This window comes from Pseudomonas sp. Arb-4-2C (assembly GCF_055755015.1).
In genome coordinates this window covers 5,591,379-5,606,404 of the sequence record NZ_CM146899.1, presented here as the reverse complement: position 1 = coordinate 5,606,404, position 15,026 = coordinate 5,591,379, and the positions used below count along the sequence as shown (strand labels likewise).

17 protein-coding genes and 1 pseudogene are annotated in these 15,026 nt (G+C 60.9%); 7 read left to right on the top strand and 11 right to left on the bottom strand.

Annotated features, from left to right (window positions below; translation table 11 throughout):
- Positions 1 to 316: 316 nt before the first annotated feature.
- Positions 317 to 1,159, bottom strand: a pseudogene (locus AC0J41_RS25560) (YifB family Mg chelatase-like AAA ATPase); the annotation flags it as partial.
- Between the two features lie 273 nt (positions 1,160 to 1,432).
- On the bottom strand, positions 1,433 to 1,708 hold the full coding sequence (locus AC0J41_RS25555; RefSeq protein ID WP_473013905.1) for an accessory factor UbiK family protein: 276 nt from the start codon (positions 1,706 to 1,708) through the stop codon (positions 1,433 to 1,435).
- A gap of 413 nt (positions 1,709 to 2,121) precedes the next feature.
- Here AC0J41_RS25555 and glnK point away from each other — a divergent pair, with 413 nt between their 5' ends.
- The 4 genes from glnK to sutA all read left to right on the top strand — a co-directional run bounded on the left by glnK (position 2,122) and on the right by sutA (position 4,905).
- The gene (gene glnK / locus AC0J41_RS25550; RefSeq protein ID WP_002555808.1) at positions 2,122 to 2,460 is read left to right on the top strand and encodes a P-II family nitrogen regulator; all 339 of its coding nucleotides are present in this window, start codon (positions 2,122 to 2,124) and stop codon (positions 2,458 to 2,460) included.
- A gap of 37 nt (positions 2,461 to 2,497) precedes the next feature.
- Positions 2,498 to 3,835 (top strand): ammonium transporter, encoded by a 1,338-nt coding sequence (locus AC0J41_RS25545; RefSeq protein WP_025113244.1) that lies wholly within the window; start codon positions 2,498 to 2,500, stop codon positions 3,833 to 3,835.
- A 216-nt stretch (positions 3,836 to 4,051) separates the two neighbouring features.
- Positions 4,052 to 4,477 (top strand): secondary thiamine-phosphate synthase enzyme YjbQ, encoded by a 426-nt coding sequence (locus AC0J41_RS25540; RefSeq protein WP_003229414.1) that lies wholly within the window; start codon positions 4,052 to 4,054, stop codon positions 4,475 to 4,477.
- 101 nt (positions 4,478 to 4,578) lie between these two features.
- Positions 4,579 to 4,905: a transcriptional regulator SutA gene (sutA, locus tag AC0J41_RS25535; RefSeq protein WP_007920420.1), complete on the top strand. Its 327-nt coding sequence runs from the start codon at positions 4,579 to 4,581 to the stop codon at positions 4,903 to 4,905.
- A gap of 189 nt (positions 4,906 to 5,094) precedes the next feature.
- Here sutA and AC0J41_RS25530 read toward each other — a convergent pair whose 3' ends face one another.
- Genes AC0J41_RS25530 through lptM form a run of 6 tightly spaced genes read right to left on the bottom strand, consistent with a single transcriptional unit; the run spans position 5,095 to position 9,704 of the window.
- The gene (locus AC0J41_RS25530; protein ID WP_473013904.1) at positions 5,095 to 5,802 is read right to left on the bottom strand and encodes an HAD family hydrolase; all 708 of its coding nucleotides are present in this window, start codon (positions 5,800 to 5,802) and stop codon (positions 5,095 to 5,097) included.
- Positions 5,799 to 6,698 carry a tyrosine recombinase XerC gene (xerC, locus tag AC0J41_RS25525; protein WP_025113246.1) on the bottom strand — a complete coding sequence of 300 codons (900 nt, stop codon included), beginning with the start codon at positions 6,696 to 6,698 and terminating at the stop codon, positions 5,799 to 5,801. The genes AC0J41_RS25530 and xerC overlap by 4 nt, the downstream gene beginning before the upstream one ends.
- A 2-nt stretch (positions 6,699 to 6,700) precedes the next feature.
- Positions 6,701 to 7,426: a DUF484 family protein gene (locus AC0J41_RS25520; RefSeq protein WP_473013903.1), complete on the bottom strand. Its 726-nt coding sequence runs from the start codon at positions 7,424 to 7,426 to the stop codon at positions 6,701 to 6,703.
- 13 nt (positions 7,427 to 7,439) lie between these two features.
- The gene (dapF, locus tag AC0J41_RS25515) at positions 7,440 to 8,270 is read right to left on the bottom strand and encodes a diaminopimelate epimerase (protein ID WP_007964539.1); all 831 of its coding nucleotides are present in this window, start codon (positions 8,268 to 8,270) and stop codon (positions 7,440 to 7,442) included.
- Positions 8,271 to 8,273: 3 nt separating this feature from the next.
- Complete coding sequence (gene lysA, locus AC0J41_RS25510; protein ID WP_473013902.1) at positions 8,274 to 9,521, bottom strand: diaminopimelate decarboxylase; 1,248 nt, start codon at positions 9,519 to 9,521, stop codon at positions 8,274 to 8,276.
- Between the two features lie 9 nt (positions 9,522 to 9,530).
- Entirely contained in the window at positions 9,531 to 9,704 is a 174-nt protein-coding gene (gene lptM / locus AC0J41_RS25505) for an LPS translocon maturation chaperone LptM (protein ID WP_007911098.1), read from the bottom strand.
- A gap of 319 nt (positions 9,705 to 10,023) precedes the next feature.
- Between lptM and cyaY the strand changes: the two genes are divergently transcribed.
- From cyaY to rnk, 3 genes are all read left to right on the top strand, one after another.
- Entirely contained in the window at positions 10,024 to 10,350 is a 327-nt protein-coding gene (gene cyaY / locus AC0J41_RS25500) for an iron donor protein CyaY (protein WP_007964535.1), read from the top strand.
- A gap of 2 nt (positions 10,351 to 10,352) precedes the next feature.
- Positions 10,353 to 10,568 (top strand): DUF1289 domain-containing protein, encoded by a 216-nt coding sequence (locus tag AC0J41_RS25495; protein ID WP_473013901.1) that lies wholly within the window; start codon positions 10,353 to 10,355, stop codon positions 10,566 to 10,568.
- 194 nt (positions 10,569 to 10,762) lie between these two features.
- Positions 10,763 to 11,182, top strand: coding sequence for a nucleoside diphosphate kinase regulator (rnk, locus tag AC0J41_RS25490; RefSeq protein ID WP_025113251.1), 420 nt, complete (start codon positions 10,763 to 10,765; stop codon positions 11,180 to 11,182).
- 7 nt (positions 11,183 to 11,189) lie between these two features.
- Here the strand turns inward: rnk and AC0J41_RS25485 are convergent, their stop codons facing one another.
- The 3 genes from AC0J41_RS25485 to AC0J41_RS25475 form a co-directional block, all read right to left on the bottom strand.
- Positions 11,190 to 14,033 (bottom strand): class I adenylate cyclase, encoded by a 2,844-nt coding sequence (locus tag AC0J41_RS25485; protein ID WP_473013900.1) that lies wholly within the window; start codon positions 14,031 to 14,033, stop codon positions 11,190 to 11,192.
- A gap of 183 nt (positions 14,034 to 14,216) precedes the next feature.
- Positions 14,217 to 14,462 carry a TIGR02647 family protein gene (locus tag AC0J41_RS25480; protein ID WP_003229392.1) on the bottom strand — a complete coding sequence of 82 codons (246 nt, stop codon included), beginning with the start codon at positions 14,460 to 14,462 and terminating at the stop codon, positions 14,217 to 14,219.
- 258 nt (positions 14,463 to 14,720) lie between these two features.
- Positions 14,721 to 15,005, bottom strand: a complete 285-nt coding sequence (locus AC0J41_RS25475; protein ID WP_025113253.1) for a hypothetical protein — start codon at positions 15,003 to 15,005, stop codon at positions 14,721 to 14,723.
- Between the last annotated feature and the right edge of the window lie 21 nt (positions 15,006 to 15,026).

Genomic DNA, 15,026 nt, shown 5'->3' with positions numbered 1-15,026 from the left:
TGATCCAGTATCCATCGCGGATGTCGTTGCCGCTTTATCCGGTCGGGCTCGTGATCAGACGATAGTCTCGCGATCACAGCCCTCCGAGACAAAGGTTTGTGATCTTCGTAATCCCGAAGGCCTTATGACAATCTTGATTGTGTCGTCGCAACAAAGCCCCCCCCAACGTTGAGCGTACGCAAGTTTAGAAGCACTCTAAACCTCGGTGCAGCGCCCGTCTTTACTGGGGAGAGTTGACAAATCAGTCGTGAGACATGACGGCGTTTCAGTTGCATCTATTTCCGTTTAGTTGCATTTATTTTCAAATGTCACAGCTGCCGCCGACCAGCGCCGGACCGGATGCCGAGTGGTGCGGCTGACGAAACGGGCGTTGTGGCCAATGCGTCAGCGGCACGCCACTGGCGACCGATTGAATCGCCGCCACCTCCAGGGCCTCGCATTCGGACAGCGGCGGCAGCAGCCCCGGCAAGCGACTCGCCAACAAGGTCTTGCCGGTCCCCGGTGGCCCACTGAACAGCAGGTTATGCGCGCCCGCCGCAGCAATCAGCAGTGCCCGTTTCGCTGCCATCTGACCTTGCACTTCATTCAGGTCGGGGTAGGGTTTCGCCGCATGGATCAGCCCGTTCGACACATAGGGTTCCACTGGCGTATGCCCGTTGAAATGCGCCACCGCCTCCAGCAAGTGATCCACTGCAAACACCTTCAATCCCGAGGCCAGGCAAGCCTCCTCAGCATTCGCCCGCGGCACCACCAGTGCACGACCGGCCTTGCGCGCCGCCAGTGCTGCCGGCAACACCCCGCGCACCGGCCGCACTGCGCCGGACAACGCCAACTCACCCAGACACTCCACATCATCCAGTGTCAGGCACGGCACCTGCACACTCGCCGACAGAATCCCGAGGGCGATCGCCAGATCAAACCGCCCGCCATCCTTGGGCAAATCCGCCGGCGCCAGATTCAAAGTGATCCGCCGCGCCGGAAACTGCAGCCCGGAATTGATGATCGCGCTGCGCACCCGATCCTTGCTCTCCTTCACTGCGGCTTCGGGCAGGCCGACCATGGTCAGTGACGGCAGACCATTGGCCAGATGAACTTCGACAGTAACAGCGGGAGCATCCACGCCAATCTGGGCGCGACTGTGGACGATGGAGAGGGACATGGTCGTTCCTTGAGCTGAATCGGGGGCCGCTTCCTGCGGGTTTTTTAAGGGTAGTTGGGGAAGGGGGATCTGGCGGAGGCGAACTTTCACTGGATGTTGCGGGTAGTCGCCAACCCATTTCGAGGCGAAAAAAAACCGCCTCGAGGAGGCGGTTTTTACTGTGCAGGCTTTGGTGAGGCCAAGGCCTGTGCATCGTTGGTGGACGCAATCACGTCCGCTGAGACTATGGATGTTTGCCTCGTTGAGGCAAACATCCGAGCCAGCTCTCACCCGTCATTGCCGGTCTGGAGTGGCGGCCGGCGGCGTCAGCTTGGCTTCCAGCTCTGCGACTTTGGCTTCAAGGCTTTCAAGGCGAGCGCGAGTCCGCGCCAGGACGACCATCTGGCTATCGAATTCTTCGCGGCTCACCAGGTCCAGTTTGCTGAAGGCGCTTTGCAGCAGCATCTTGAACTGGCTTTCGATTTCGGCTTTCGGCAGCGGGGTGTCGCCGCTGAAAAGGCGGGAGGCGGTGCCGCTCAGGGCGTCGAGGAAGTCTTTGGGCGCGAGCATGGAATGTGTCCTGTAAACAGTGGCGGGCAGTGTATCACGCAGTGTCTATAGTCATTGGCGCAGGCACGGATGCACGCTTTTCGCGCAAGCGGACGGACGGCAGCGCACCGTTGTTGTGCGTAACCGTCGGGGCTTTTTTGCGCAAGCGCCTGCGGCAGCGGCCAAGGGATTGAAATCAGAGGAATTTGGCGAGATGGCAAGCTTTCTGCTTAGTCGGTAGTGACCCATGCACTGATGCAGTCGCTGTGACGAATGCAGTGCGGCAGGCGGAGCGGGGAGTTTCGTCAGCAGCGGTTAGCTGGCGTCAGTCGGGCAGGTAAGGCCGACGATGCGTTACAAAGCCAGGCACTGCGCTTAGACTTGAGTCGGGTTTGTTTTCCTGGGGCAAGTCCACCAATTCGGGAGAGAGTTTCATGAAGCTAGTCACTGCCATCATCAAGCCGTTCAAGTTGGACGACGTGCGCGAGTCGCTGTCCGAAATCGGCGTGCAGGGCATTACCGTTACTGAAGTCAAAGGCTTCGGCCGGCAGAAGGGTCACACCGAGCTGTATCGCGGCGCGGAGTATGTGGTCGATTTTCTGCCCAAGGTGAAAATCGACGTTGCTATCGACGACAAGGATCTGGATCGGGTTATCGAGGCGATAACCAAGGCTGCCAACACCGGCAAGATCGGTGACGGCAAGATCTTCGTGGTCAATCTGGAACAGGCGATTCGCATCCGTACCGGCGAAACCGATACCGACGCGATCTAAACGCCGCCACAAACCCAACGCCCCAGGAGAAAACAATATGACTCTGCGTAAATTCGCAGGGCTAGGCGCCCTGTTGTCCATCGTAATGCCCGGCCTGGCTATGGCGGCAGATCCGGTGGCACCTCCAGTCCTCAATTCCGGCGATACCGCCTGGATGCTGACCTCCACAGCCCTCGTGCTGTTCATGACCATTCCTGGCCTCGCGCTGTTCTACGGCGGCATGGTGCGGTCGAAAAACATTCTTTCGGTGATGATGCAGTGCTTCGCCATTACCGGCCTGGTCACCATCCTGTGGTTCCTTTATGGCTACAGCATGGCGTTCGACACCACCGGGATGGAAGCCAACGTCGTCAACCTGAACTCCTTCGTCGGCAGCTTTGCCAAGGCCTTCCTCGCGGGTGTCACGCCTGCCAGCATCACCGGCCCGGCAGCGCTGTTCCCTGAAGCGGTGTTCGTCACTTATCAAATGACCTTCGCCATTATCACTCCGGCGCTGATCGTCGGTGCCTTCGCCGAGCGTATGAAGTTCTCCGCGATGCTGGTGTTCATGGGCGTCTGGTTCACCCTGGTCTATGCGCCGATTGCGCACATGGTCTGGAGCGGTCCGGGTTCGTTGCTGGGCGACTGGGGCGTGCTCGATTTCGCGGGCGGCACCGTGGTTCACATCAACGCCGGTATCGCCGGTCTGGTGGCGTGCCTGGTATTGGGCAAGCGCAAAGGCTTCCCGACCACACCGATGGCTCCGCACAATCTCGGTTACACCCTGATGGGCGCAGCGATGCTGTGGGTCGGCTGGTTCGGCTTCAACGCAGGTTCCGCCGCAGCGGCCAACGGCACCGCCGGCATGGCGATGCTGGTCACCCAGATCGCTACCGCTGCCGCGGCACTGGGCTGGATGTTCGCCGAGTGGATCACCCACGGCAAACCTAGCGCACTGGGCATCGCCTCGGGCGTGGTTGCAGGTCTGGTGGCAATCACTCCGGCAGCCGGTACCGTGGGCCCGATGGGTTCGCTGATCATCGGTCTGGCGGCCGGTGTGGTGTGCTTCTTCTGCGCCACCACGCTCAAACGCAAACTCGGTTACGACGATTCCCTGGATGCCTTCGGCGTGCACGGTATCGGCGGTATCCTCGGCGCGATCCTCACTGGTGTGTTCGCCGCACCGGCCATGGGCGGCTTTGGCACCGTGACCGACATCGCTTCACAAGTGTGGATTCAGTGCAAAGGTGTCGGCTTCACGGTGATCTACACCGCGATCGTCACCTTCATCATCCTCAAGGTACTGGACGTGGTCATGGGCCTGCGTGCCACCGAGGAAGAAGAAGCAGTGGGTCTGGACCTGGCACAACACAACGAACGCGGCTACAACCTGTAAGTACGCGCATCGAAAAAACTTGCCCGGCTTGCCGGGCATTTTTTTGTCTGGAATTTGTCATTGAAGGGAAGGCTGAAAGGATTTTTCGTACGGCTTTGGTCGTGTTTACGACGGACGTTTTTCTGCGGTCAATCGCTTACATCATTGCAGGAATATTAGGGCCTTTGTTTTTTCCCAGAGCGCGCTAGAATGCGCCCCGAACGTGCGGAGAACTGTATGTGGCAACAGACTCTGATAACCCTGCGGGCACGGCCCCGGGGCTTTCATCTGGTAACGGACGAGTTACTCGCCGGCCTGCCTGAACTCAAGGCGTGCCGGGTCGGTCTGTTGCATTTGTGGCTGCAGCATACCTCGGCGTCGTTGACCATCAACGAGAACGCCGATCCGGCGGTCCGTCGCGACTTCGAACGATTTTTCAATCGTCTGATCCCACAAGGAACAGACGGCTATGAGCATAACGACGAAGGCCTGGACGACCTCCCGGCGCACTTCAAGGCCAGCGTGCTTGGTTGCCAGATCAGTCTGCCGGTTTCGGCAGGTCGCCTGGCACTGGGAACCTGGCAAGGCGTTTATCTGGGCGAGCACCGTGATCATGGCGGTGCCCGAAAAGTCCTCGCCACCTTGCACGGTGAAGGGGCATAACCGCTGGTCAGCAGCGGTTAACGATTTTTTAACGGCGACTTTCGACAGTTGCCAAAGCTGGTCTATAACTAATCTGCTTTTCGCAAGTCATGAGGTAGAACATGAGCGACGATGATCTGGAAAACGACGACCTCGAAGTAGGCGACGAAGACGAGGCCGAGGAAGGCCTGGAAGCAGCAGCGGAAGACGTTGCTGACGACGATGGTGGTGACGATACGCCGGCCCCGGCTGCCAAAGGCAAGGCCAAGGCTGCGGTGTCGGTTGATGAGTTGCCGAGCATCGAAGCCAAGAACAAGGAGCGCGACGCCCTGGCCAAGGCCATGGAAGAGTTCCTGTCGCGTGGCGGCAAGGTTCAGGAAGTGGAGGCCAATGTGGTCGCCGATCCGCCGAAGAAGCCGGACAACAAGTACGGTAGCCGCCCTATCTGAGGCGTGCCACTTGCTTGCTGAAAAAGCCCGCCGTCGCTGCGGGCTTTTTCATGCCTGAAATAAAGAACTGAAGCGAACGCAGGTCCCTTGTGGGAGCGAGCCTGCTCGCGAAAGCGGTGGTTCGGTCAACATCAGTATTGAATGAGAGATTGCCTTCGCGAGCAGGCTCGCTCCCACGGCGGGAGTCGATCAGTTCGAGCTGGCATTCCAGCGCGCCAGCAGCGCCGGCAAATCGGTCAGGCTGCGGATTTCGGCATCCGGCAAGCGCTCCGCCTCCCAGACCTTGCCGGTCGGGTTGAACCAGATCGCGCGCATGCCCGCCTGCTGCGCTCCGGCAATGTCATCGCCCGGATGATCGCCAATGTGCACCGCCACATCAGCGCTCACGCCACCGCGTTGCAACGCTTCGTGAAACAGTCGTGCATCCGGTTTGGCGATGCCGATGTCTTCAGCACACAACGCAAACTTGAAGTAATCCGCCAGCCCCAGCCGACGCACATCGGCATTGCCATTGGTGACCACGCCGAGGGCGTAGTGGTTGGCGAGGGTTTCCAGCACCGGCTCGACTTCAGGGAACACTTGGATCTGATGCCGCGCATGCAAGAACACTTCAAAGCTCTTGTCGGCCAGATCCGAGGCTTCGCCGTGGGCGTACCCGGCTTCCTCCAGTGCGTGAAACAGCACGCGCCGGCGCAATGCGCTGATGCGGTGCTTGAGGCCCGGCTCGCTGGCCAGCACCCGCTCGCGAATCGCCCACAAATGCTCCACTGGCACTGCCCCGAGGTTCGGTGCATGTTCGCTGAGCCATTCGCGCAATACCGCTTCGGCGCTGACGATCACCGGGGCGGTATCCCACAGGGTGTCGTCGAGGTCGAAGGTAATCAACTGGATGTTCATGAATCGTCGCCTTTGCTGCGTTTGGCCCTTGGGTGGGCACTGTCGTAGACCGCCGCCAGGTGCTGGAAGTCCAGGTGGGTGTAGATCTGCGTGGTCTTGATGTCCGAGTGGCCGAGCAACTCTTGCACCGCGCGCAGGTCTTGCGAGGATTCCAGCAAGTGGCTGGCGAAGGAGTGCCGCAGCATGTGCGGGTGCAGGTTCTGCCCCAGCTCGCGCTCGCCGGCCAGTTTGACCCGGACCTGAATCGCTCGTGGACCGAGGCGCCGGCCTTGCTGGCTGACGAACACCGCGTCGTCCGCCGGATTGGTCATGGCCCGCAGCGGCAGCCATTGCTCGATCGCTTCGCGGGCCTTTTTGCCCACCGGCAGCAAGCGGGTTTTGCTGCCCTTGCCCAATACCTGAACCATGCCATCGGCAAGGTCGAGTTGATCAAGATTGAGCCCGGTCAGTTCGGAAAGGCGCAGGCCGGAGGAATAGAACAACTCCAGAATCGCCTGATCGCGCCGCGCTAGAAAATCATCCTCGACCGCACCTTCAAGCAGTTGCAATGCGCGGTCGGTGTCGAGGGTTTTCGGCAAGCGCCGTTCGCCTTTTGGCGGCGCCAGGCCCGTGGCCGGGTCATGGTCGCAAAGGCCTTCGCGATTGAGATAGTGGTAGAGCCCGCGCACTGCCGAGAGCAATCGGGCAAGGCTGCGCGAAGACTGACCCTGCGCATGCAGGCGGGCGATCAGGCTGCGCAGGCGCTGGATGTCCAGCGCGGCCCAACTACCGATGTTCTGTTTGACGCACCAGCCGAGGACTTTATCAAGGTCGCGGCGGTAGGCCGACAGGGTGTGCGGCGACACCTGTCGCTCACTGCGCAAATGTTCGCAGTAAGCGTCCAGTTGTCGTTCCATGCTCAGCGTACCGAGCGCAGGGAGCTGTTGACCCGTGGCAGCACACGGCCCATGACTTCGGCGATGTAGCTCAGGAACAGCGTGCCGACCGAGCTCTTGTAGTGCTGCGGATCACGGCTGGCGATCGCCAGAATGCCGTGAATGCCTTGATGGCTGACGGCGACCACCGCGGTTGAGCCGATCTGCTTGCGCTGCTCTTCGCCGAACAGGAAGTCCAGTTCATGTTCACGCAGGCTGCCGCTGACGCTCTTGCCTTCGGTGAGCAGGCCGCCGATCGCGGTTTGCGCGTCGGCGTGAGTCACCCAGCGGCCGACCGGGGCCGGGTTGTCGCCGAGCAGGATCAGACTGACGAAAGGCACTTGGAAGTCCTGGCGCAGACTGTCTTCAACGCTGATCACCACGTCTTCGAGGCTTGCAGCGTCCATCAGGGACAGGATCAGGCGGCGGGTCTTGTCGAACAGACGATCGTTATCGCGGGCCACGTCCATCAACTGCGAGAGGCGGTGGCGCATCTCGATATTGCGGTCGCGCAGGATGGTCATCTGTCGTTCGACCAGCGACACGGTGTCACCGCGCTGATGGGGAATGCGCAGGGCAGGCAGCAGTTCTTCGTGTTCGACGAAGAAGTCCGGATGAGCCTCCAGGTACGCGGCAACCGCTGCCGCCTCCAGGCTCTCGGACGCTGATTCGTCGGACTGTCGGGCGGGTACCTGAGGCTTATCGGTCATGGTTTCTGCTCACTCAAAGACGCACTTGTCCTTCGTATACACGCACTGCCGGACCGGTCATCAGCACCGGTTGGCCTGGCCCCGCCCACTCAATGGACAGACGCCCGCCGGGCAGGTCGATCAACAGCGGCGAATCCATCCACCCCTGGCTGATTGCCGCGACAGCCGCAGCGCAGGCGCCGGTGCCGCAGGCCTGGGTTTCCCCGGCGCCGCGTTCCCAGACGCGCAGTTGCGCGCGGTTACGATCAATGACCTGGATGAAACCGACATTGACCCGTGCCGGGAAGCGCGGATGGTGTTCGATTTTCGGCCCCAGTTCATGCACCGGTGCGTTATTGATGTCTTGCACGCGCAACACGGCGTGCGGGTTACCCATCGACACGGCGGCCAGTTCGACTGTGGTGCCGTCGACTTCCAGCTGGTAGCTGGAAGCCTGCGCCGGCGCGTCGAACGGAATGTCCGCCGGCACCAGACGCGGCGCGCCCATGTTGACGCCGATCTGGCCGTCGTTACGCACGTCCAGCTCAATGATGCCGCCTTTGGTCTCGACGCGAATCTGCCGTTTGGCAGTCAGGCGCTTGTCGAGCACGAAGCGGGCAAAGCAGCGCGCACCGTTGCCGCACTGTTCTACTTCCGAGCCATCGGAGTTGAAGATCCGGTAACGGAAATCCACGTCCGGATTACTTGGCGCTTCGACGATCAGCAACTGATCGAAACCGATACCGGTGTGCCGGTCGCCCCATTGCTTGGCGTGCTTGGGCTGAATATGCGCGTGCTGGCTGACCAGGTCGAGAACCATGAAGTCATTGCCCAGGCCGTGCATTTTGGTAAAACGCAGCAGCATGGGTTACTCCGGCAGCAGGCTTTCGCCGGCAAACAGCTCGGCCACGGTTTCGCGGCGGCGCACTTCAAATACCTGATCACCGTCTACCAACACTTCAGCGGCACGGCCACGGGTGTTGTAGTTGGAGCTCATCACGAAGCCGTAGGCACCAGCCGAATGCACGGCCAACAGATCGCCTTCTTCCAGGGCCAGTTCACGGTCCTTGGCCAGGAAATCACCGGTTTCGCAGATCGGGCCGACCACGTCGTACGGGCGTGCAGCGGTGTCACGCGGCTTGACCGCGGTGACGTCCATCCAGGCCTGATACAGCGCCGGGCGGATCAGGTCGTTCATCGCCGCGTTGACGATGGCGAAATCCTTGTGCTCGGTGTGCTTGAGGTACTCGACCTGGGTCAACAGCACGCCGGCGTTGGCGACGATGAAACGGCCCGGCTCGAACACCAGTGCCAGATCACGACCGTCCAGACGCTCGCGCACAGCCTTGATGTAGTCGCCGGCCAATGGCGGCTCTTCATCGCGATAACGCACGCCCAGCCCGCCACCGAGATCGATGTGGCGCAGATGGATGCCGCAATCGCCGAGGCGATCGACCAGATCCAGCAGGCGGTCGAGCGCATCGAGGAACGGTGGCAGGGTGGTCAGTTGCGAGCCGATGTGGCAGTCGACGCCGACCACTTCCAGGTTCGGCAGGTGTGCGGCACGCACGTACACGTCTTCGGCGTCGGCAATGGCGATGCCGAACTTGTTCTCTTTGAGACCGGTGGAAATGTACGGGTGGGTGCCGGCATCGACGTCTGGGTTCACGCGCAGCGAAATCGGTGCGCGAACACCCAGCTCGGCGGCGACGACTTGCAGGCGCTCCAGCTCGTCGGTGGATTCAACGTTGAAGCAGTGCACGCCGACTTCCAGGGCGCGACGCATGTCGTCACGGGTCTTGCCGACACCGGAGAACACGATCTTGTCGGCGCTGCCGCCAGCGGCCAGCACGCGTTCCAGCTCGCCACGGGACACGATGTCGAAACCGGCACCGAGACGGGCCAGGACATTCAGCACGCCGAGGTTGGAGTTGGCCTTGACCGCGTAGCAGACCAGGTGCGGCATGCCGGCCAAGGCATCGGCGTAAGCCAGATACTGGGCTTCGATGTGTGCGCGCGAGTAAACGTAGGTGGGCGTGCCGAAGCGGTCGGCGATGGCGGACAACGCCACACCTTCCGCGAACAGTTCCCCGCCACGGTAGTTAAAAGCGTCCATGGCGATCCCTTATTGGTAAACGTCGTGCTTGTGAGCTTTGGACGGCTGCTTTTGCGAAGACTGGGCTTGCTCGGCCGGGTCCTGATCGTCATCCGGCAGGTACAGCGGGCCTTTTTGACCACAGGCCGAAACGAGGCAGGCAACCGCGACGAGCGCAGCAAGGGAAGAGATCAGGCGCTTCATGGCGAAATCCTTGAAAATGCGTTAATTGCGCCGGAGTATACCGGCCACCCGACAGCTTGCCTATGCGAGGGAGTTCCCGTCCGGCGGGGCTTGTCCGGATGCACACCAAACCCTGTGGGAGCGGGCTTGCTCGCGAAAGCGGTGGTTCAGCAGTCAAAAAAGTTGGATGTGCCGGCCCCTTCGCGAGCAAGCCTGCTCCCACAGGTACGGTGTTTACAGTGCCCATTGAGGCCCTTGGTCGTTATCCTTTGCAATCGGCCGACAGCGTCCGTATCTTGCGGCGCTTGAGCCTGAGCAGACATTTTTTGAGGTTGCCACAATGAGTTTGTCCGAAGCGCGTTTCCACGATCTGGTCGATGCCACCCAGCAGGCGTTGGAAGAGTTGCTGGAGGATCATGCCGACGATATCGAGATCACGGCCGGCATGATGACCATCAAGTTCGATAACGGCAGCCAGCTGATCATCAGCCGCCAGGAGCCGCTGCGTCAGCTGTGGCTGGCGGCGCGTTCCGGTGGTTTCCATTTTGACTACGACGAAGAGTCGGGCAAGTGGAGCTGCGAGAAGTCCGAAGAACTGCTCGGCGAAGTGTTGGCCCGCTGTGTTCAGGACCAGGCCGGTCTTGAGCTGGATTTCGAAGAGATCTGATCGTGACCGAGGTTGCCCCGCGCCCACCCAAGCCGCTTTACAGCAACGTCAGCCCGGCGGTGCCTTCGCCGTGCAGCGGCGTGTGTCGTCTGGATGAACAGAAGGTGTGCCTCGGCTGCTTTCGCCATGTCGAGGACATTCGCGAATGGCGCTCGGCGGACGATCAGCGCCGCCGGGTAATCTGCGCACAAGCGCTGCAACGCCGCTCTCAAGCCTGATACGAACCTGTGGCGAGGAGCAAGCTCCCTCGCCACAGGGGTGCTTGCCCGATCAAAAGTGCGTGGCTTGTATATTTTTTGAGCTGTGATAGTGTCCGAACACGCCTCAACCCATCGAGGCCTGGTGAAAACCCCGTCTTTTTTGGCGGGGTTTTGCTTTTTTTGTGTGCAGAAGAAAGGAGTCTGCCCGGATCATGACCGCACCTTCCATCACCCTTACCCGTCTGGACGTGCAACGTCTGGAGCGCCTGATCGACAACCTGAACGAGAAAGACCAGGCTGCGCCGGGCGTGATCGCGCTGCAAACTGAACTGGATCGCGCCGACACCGTGGTCGGCCACGATGAAGTACCCGCCGATGTCGTGACGATGAATTCCCGTGTGCATTGCCGCGAAGAGGGCAGTGGCAAGGACTATCACCTGACGCTGGTCTATCCCAAGGACGCCAACGCCGATGAAGGCAAGATCTCGATTCTGGCCCCGGTCGGCAGCGCGCTGCTGGGCCTGAAGGTCGGTCAGCACATCGACTGGCCGGCACCGGGTGGCAAGACCCTGAAACTGACCTTGCTGGAAGTCGAATCGCAGCCGGCCAACGGCGGAGAGTTCCGCGAGTAACCCCGCCTCAGACCTGTTCGAGCGCCTCGTTCAGGGCGCGCTCCAGGTCGGCCTTGTAGCGTAGATACAAATTGCTGGAACTCTGAGCATCACCGAGCAGGCCCGACAGATCCAGGTCGGTGATGTAGCAGCGATAGCGCTCGGTCTCGCGGCGCTGCTCGACGATCTCCCGGGCGACCACATGAAACAACTGGTCGCCATGTTCCAGCTCGCTGAATTCCCGTTGATTGCAATACAGGGTGACCTGCACCTCTGCCGGTGCCGCTTTGCCGATGATTGCCTGTACGTCGTAGAACGGTTTGTTGACCGGGGTCTGCGGCGCCGGCCGTGCTTCGACCCGCCGCGCGCGTCCCGGGCCCGAAGGCAATAACTGGTAATACAAAGTCTCGAGACTGATCGCCGGACTGCCGTCCATCGGCAGCAGCGCTTCACGCCGGTACTGGATCGATTGCAGGAAGCGTTGCAGCGGCACCAGCAGACTCTGCTCATCGTGATACGGCAAACGTTGCTGCCACAGTGCGTTGAACTCATCCAGCACGTACAACTCGGCCTGTTGCTCGGTGATCCGGTAGAACACCTGGATCGATTCCGGCTGCCCCATCGGCAGGATCAGCGCCAGGTCGTGTTCTTCCAGCGCCATCGGGTCCAGGTGCAGCGGGCTGTAACGTGCCTGTTCTTCGCCGAGGTAATCCAGCAGCGCCGGCAATGTCGCGAGGGCGACATGATTGACCTGTCCCGGTACCAGCTCCAGCACGTGATAGTGCTGTTGCACCTGAATCAGGTAGCGATGGTTCAGCTCGCTGAGCAGCAGGTTTTGCGCGGTATCAACGATCTCTTCAACACGGCGGGCAATGAACTGTGCGCGGTTGTGGCAGAAGCAGCGTACTTTCAATGAGGGTTGCTGCGGGCCGCGTGGCAGGTTGTTGAGGTAATCGCGCAGGCAGTCGAGCAGCGCGTGGGGACCGTCAAAGCGGTTGACCAGCACTTCGTTCCAGCTGTTGAGCGTGACCTGATCCAGCGTCAGCACGAGGTTTTCACGGACCCCGGCGTAGCTCAGCGAGTCGGTGCGCTCGGTGGTCATCAGAATGTTCAGATCGCGGTGATGCTTGAGCGGGTCGACGCCGACGTTGACCAGCATCAGTACTTCGCTCGGAACGGCCGCACGCAACAGCGGCTCTTCGGCGACGGTGGGCAAGGGCAGGGCGATGCACTGCTGCAGGCTGCCAAGCAGGTTGAACAGTTCGAACTCGCTCAGGTCGCTGGTGCCCGGGTGCAGAGCCAGGCGGGTGCTACTGTCGATCACGCCGTTGCGGTGGCACCAGGTCAGTAGCTCCAGCAGATGACGGCTGCGCTTGATCGGCGCGAAGTGCTCCCACTCCAGCGCCGTGAGGCTGCCGTTATACAGGCCCCAGTGAGTTTGCCCCGGTTCCTTTTTGTTCGGCGACTGCACCAGCGTCAGGGTGTCTTCGGCCAGATCCGGGGCGATCCCGGGGTTGATGAACTCGACCTTGTCGGCCTTGCGCTCGAACGCGGCATACAGCCGTCGGCCGAGCACATTCAGATCGCGCTTGTTGATCAGGCTGACGGTCTGTTCGGTGCGGGCGAACTGGGTCAGGAAGCGATAGCTGTAGTTGAGCTCGTTGACCAGCGCGCGGCGTTCGGCGCTGACCTGGCGGACTTTCCACTGGCTGCGGCTGTCGAGCAGTGCCAGTTGGCGCTGATCCCAATGCCATTCGCTCGCCAGACGCTCCAGCAGCGAGCGTTGCCAGCCCTGGCTGCGGCTGTTGCCGGTCAGCTTGCGGTTGACCTTCAGGTACAGCGCGCGGCGCACCAGCTCCAGACGCTCCGGTTCGTTACGGGCGGTGAGGTATTCCTCGATGCGCCGGTACACGACCATGTACGGATCCAGCTCATCCAGATCCAGCTGATTGGCGAATACCGCTTTTTTGAAGCGCAGGCTCAGGCACTGTACCTGCGGGTGTTCGCTGGCGTAGACCTCGGTCAGCAACAGCTTGAGCACCGACTTGTAGGGCGACTCGATGCCTTTGAACAGCTGCCATAGCCCGGCGCCAACGAACTCTCCCGGTGGAATCGTCGCCAGATGCCCGAGGTCGAGGGTCTCGTCGGCGCGAATGAAACGCTTGGACAGCAAGGTGTGGGTGTACAGGTCGTAAGCGGTTTCTTCGTAGACCGGCACCAGCCACCAGATCGGCGTGCGCCCGGCCAGCCAGATCGCCGTGCGGTAAAACTCGTCGAGCAACAGGTAATGCTGGGTGGTGCCGCAGTCTTCGGAACTGAGCTGGGTGTCGCGCTCGCCTTTGACGAAGCGTACCGGATCGATCAGGAAGAAATGTGCCTCGGCGCCCTGGCTGGCGGCCCAGGTTTCGAGCAGCTGGCATTTCTTGCGCAGCTCGGCCAGTTCGCTATCGCTCAGGTCCGGCGCATGGCAGACCCACACGTCCATGTCGCTCTGATCGGCCTGGGCCAGGGTGCCGAGGCTGCCCATCAGGAACAGCCCGTGAATCGGTCGTGGCGGGTTGCTGCCGTGGCGCGGTTTGTAGGAGAACGAGCGAGTCAGACGTTGGGCTTCGGCGAGCGCGTTGGCATCCGGCTCGTAGTTGGACAGTCCGGCTGGCGTGCTGCCCGAGACATAACCTGGCAGCAGCGGGTGATTGACGTGGAAGAACAGCGGCAGCAGGGTCAGCACGCCTTGCTGGCGGGTCGACAAGCCTTCAAGTGCGCGGCCGAGCCGGCCTTCATTGAGTTTGAGAAAACGCGCACGCAACTGGCTGAGTACCTTTCGGTCGATGCCTTCGTCCAGGTCGGGGCGGATTTCATGGGTGCGCGTCATGTCAGCTCAAACCGGCTCGCAGGCTCGGACGAAGAGGGTCTCGGAATGGGAGCCAGTTTAGCCTCTGCGCAGCGGGACTTTTAAGCTGAATTTGTTTTTGACGTCAGATTTTTAACGCGAGGCGATCAAGTGGGCCCGCGGAAATCCCGTGGCAGGAGTTCCCGTGGGCAAAGACGGGGGGAATCAGGCGGTTTCCTGCTCTCTCAGAATGGTCAGCACGGTTTGCACATTTTGCGCGGCATCACGACCCAGACTGGTCAGATACCCGCCATCGGGCTGGTCGGTGAGTTCTTTTTCGAAGAGGCGTTTGGCGGCGGCGATGTGTTTCGGGGCAGCGGTCTGATGAATTTTCAAACCTTCCTGGGAACTGTCCAGGTTGAAGAGTGCGAGGACTTCCAGTTCGGCAACCAGCTCAGGGGTAAGCGACATAAGGACTCCAGACTTTCTAGGAATTGGACGACAGCGCCCCTAAGGTGAACCCGCTTTTGCGGCATGTCCAGTGCTCAGATCAGGGTTTTTGTCTTGAGGCGAATTCCAGTGTAGTCGGGGCTCGTGAGATGGCTGGACGGATACGTAACAAACATTGTGGGAGCGGGCTTGCTCGCGAAAGCGGTGGGGCCATCGACGAAAACATTGGATGTGCCGGCCCCTTCGCGAGCAAGCCCGCTCCCACAGGGATATAGGGGTTTACTGCTTTTCCGGTGGCAGCTCTGGCAGTGCACGCAGTGCCGCTTCGTACCATTGGGTGTCGAACGCGCGGTCTTCATCGAGCATCGCGTCAATTTCATAGGCCAGCACGTGCGCCATCAGATTGAGGATCTCTTCGCGCTCGACGCCCACCAGCGTCAGCTTGTTGAAAGTCGCCTTGGCCGCTGGCGGGTTGTCGCTTTCGATCTGGTTCTCGATGGCTTCGATCAACGTCGCCTCGGTGAACTCTTCTTCGTCGTTGTCGATGTCTGTCGGCTCGCTCATGGCAGGCTCCTCAAGGAAAGG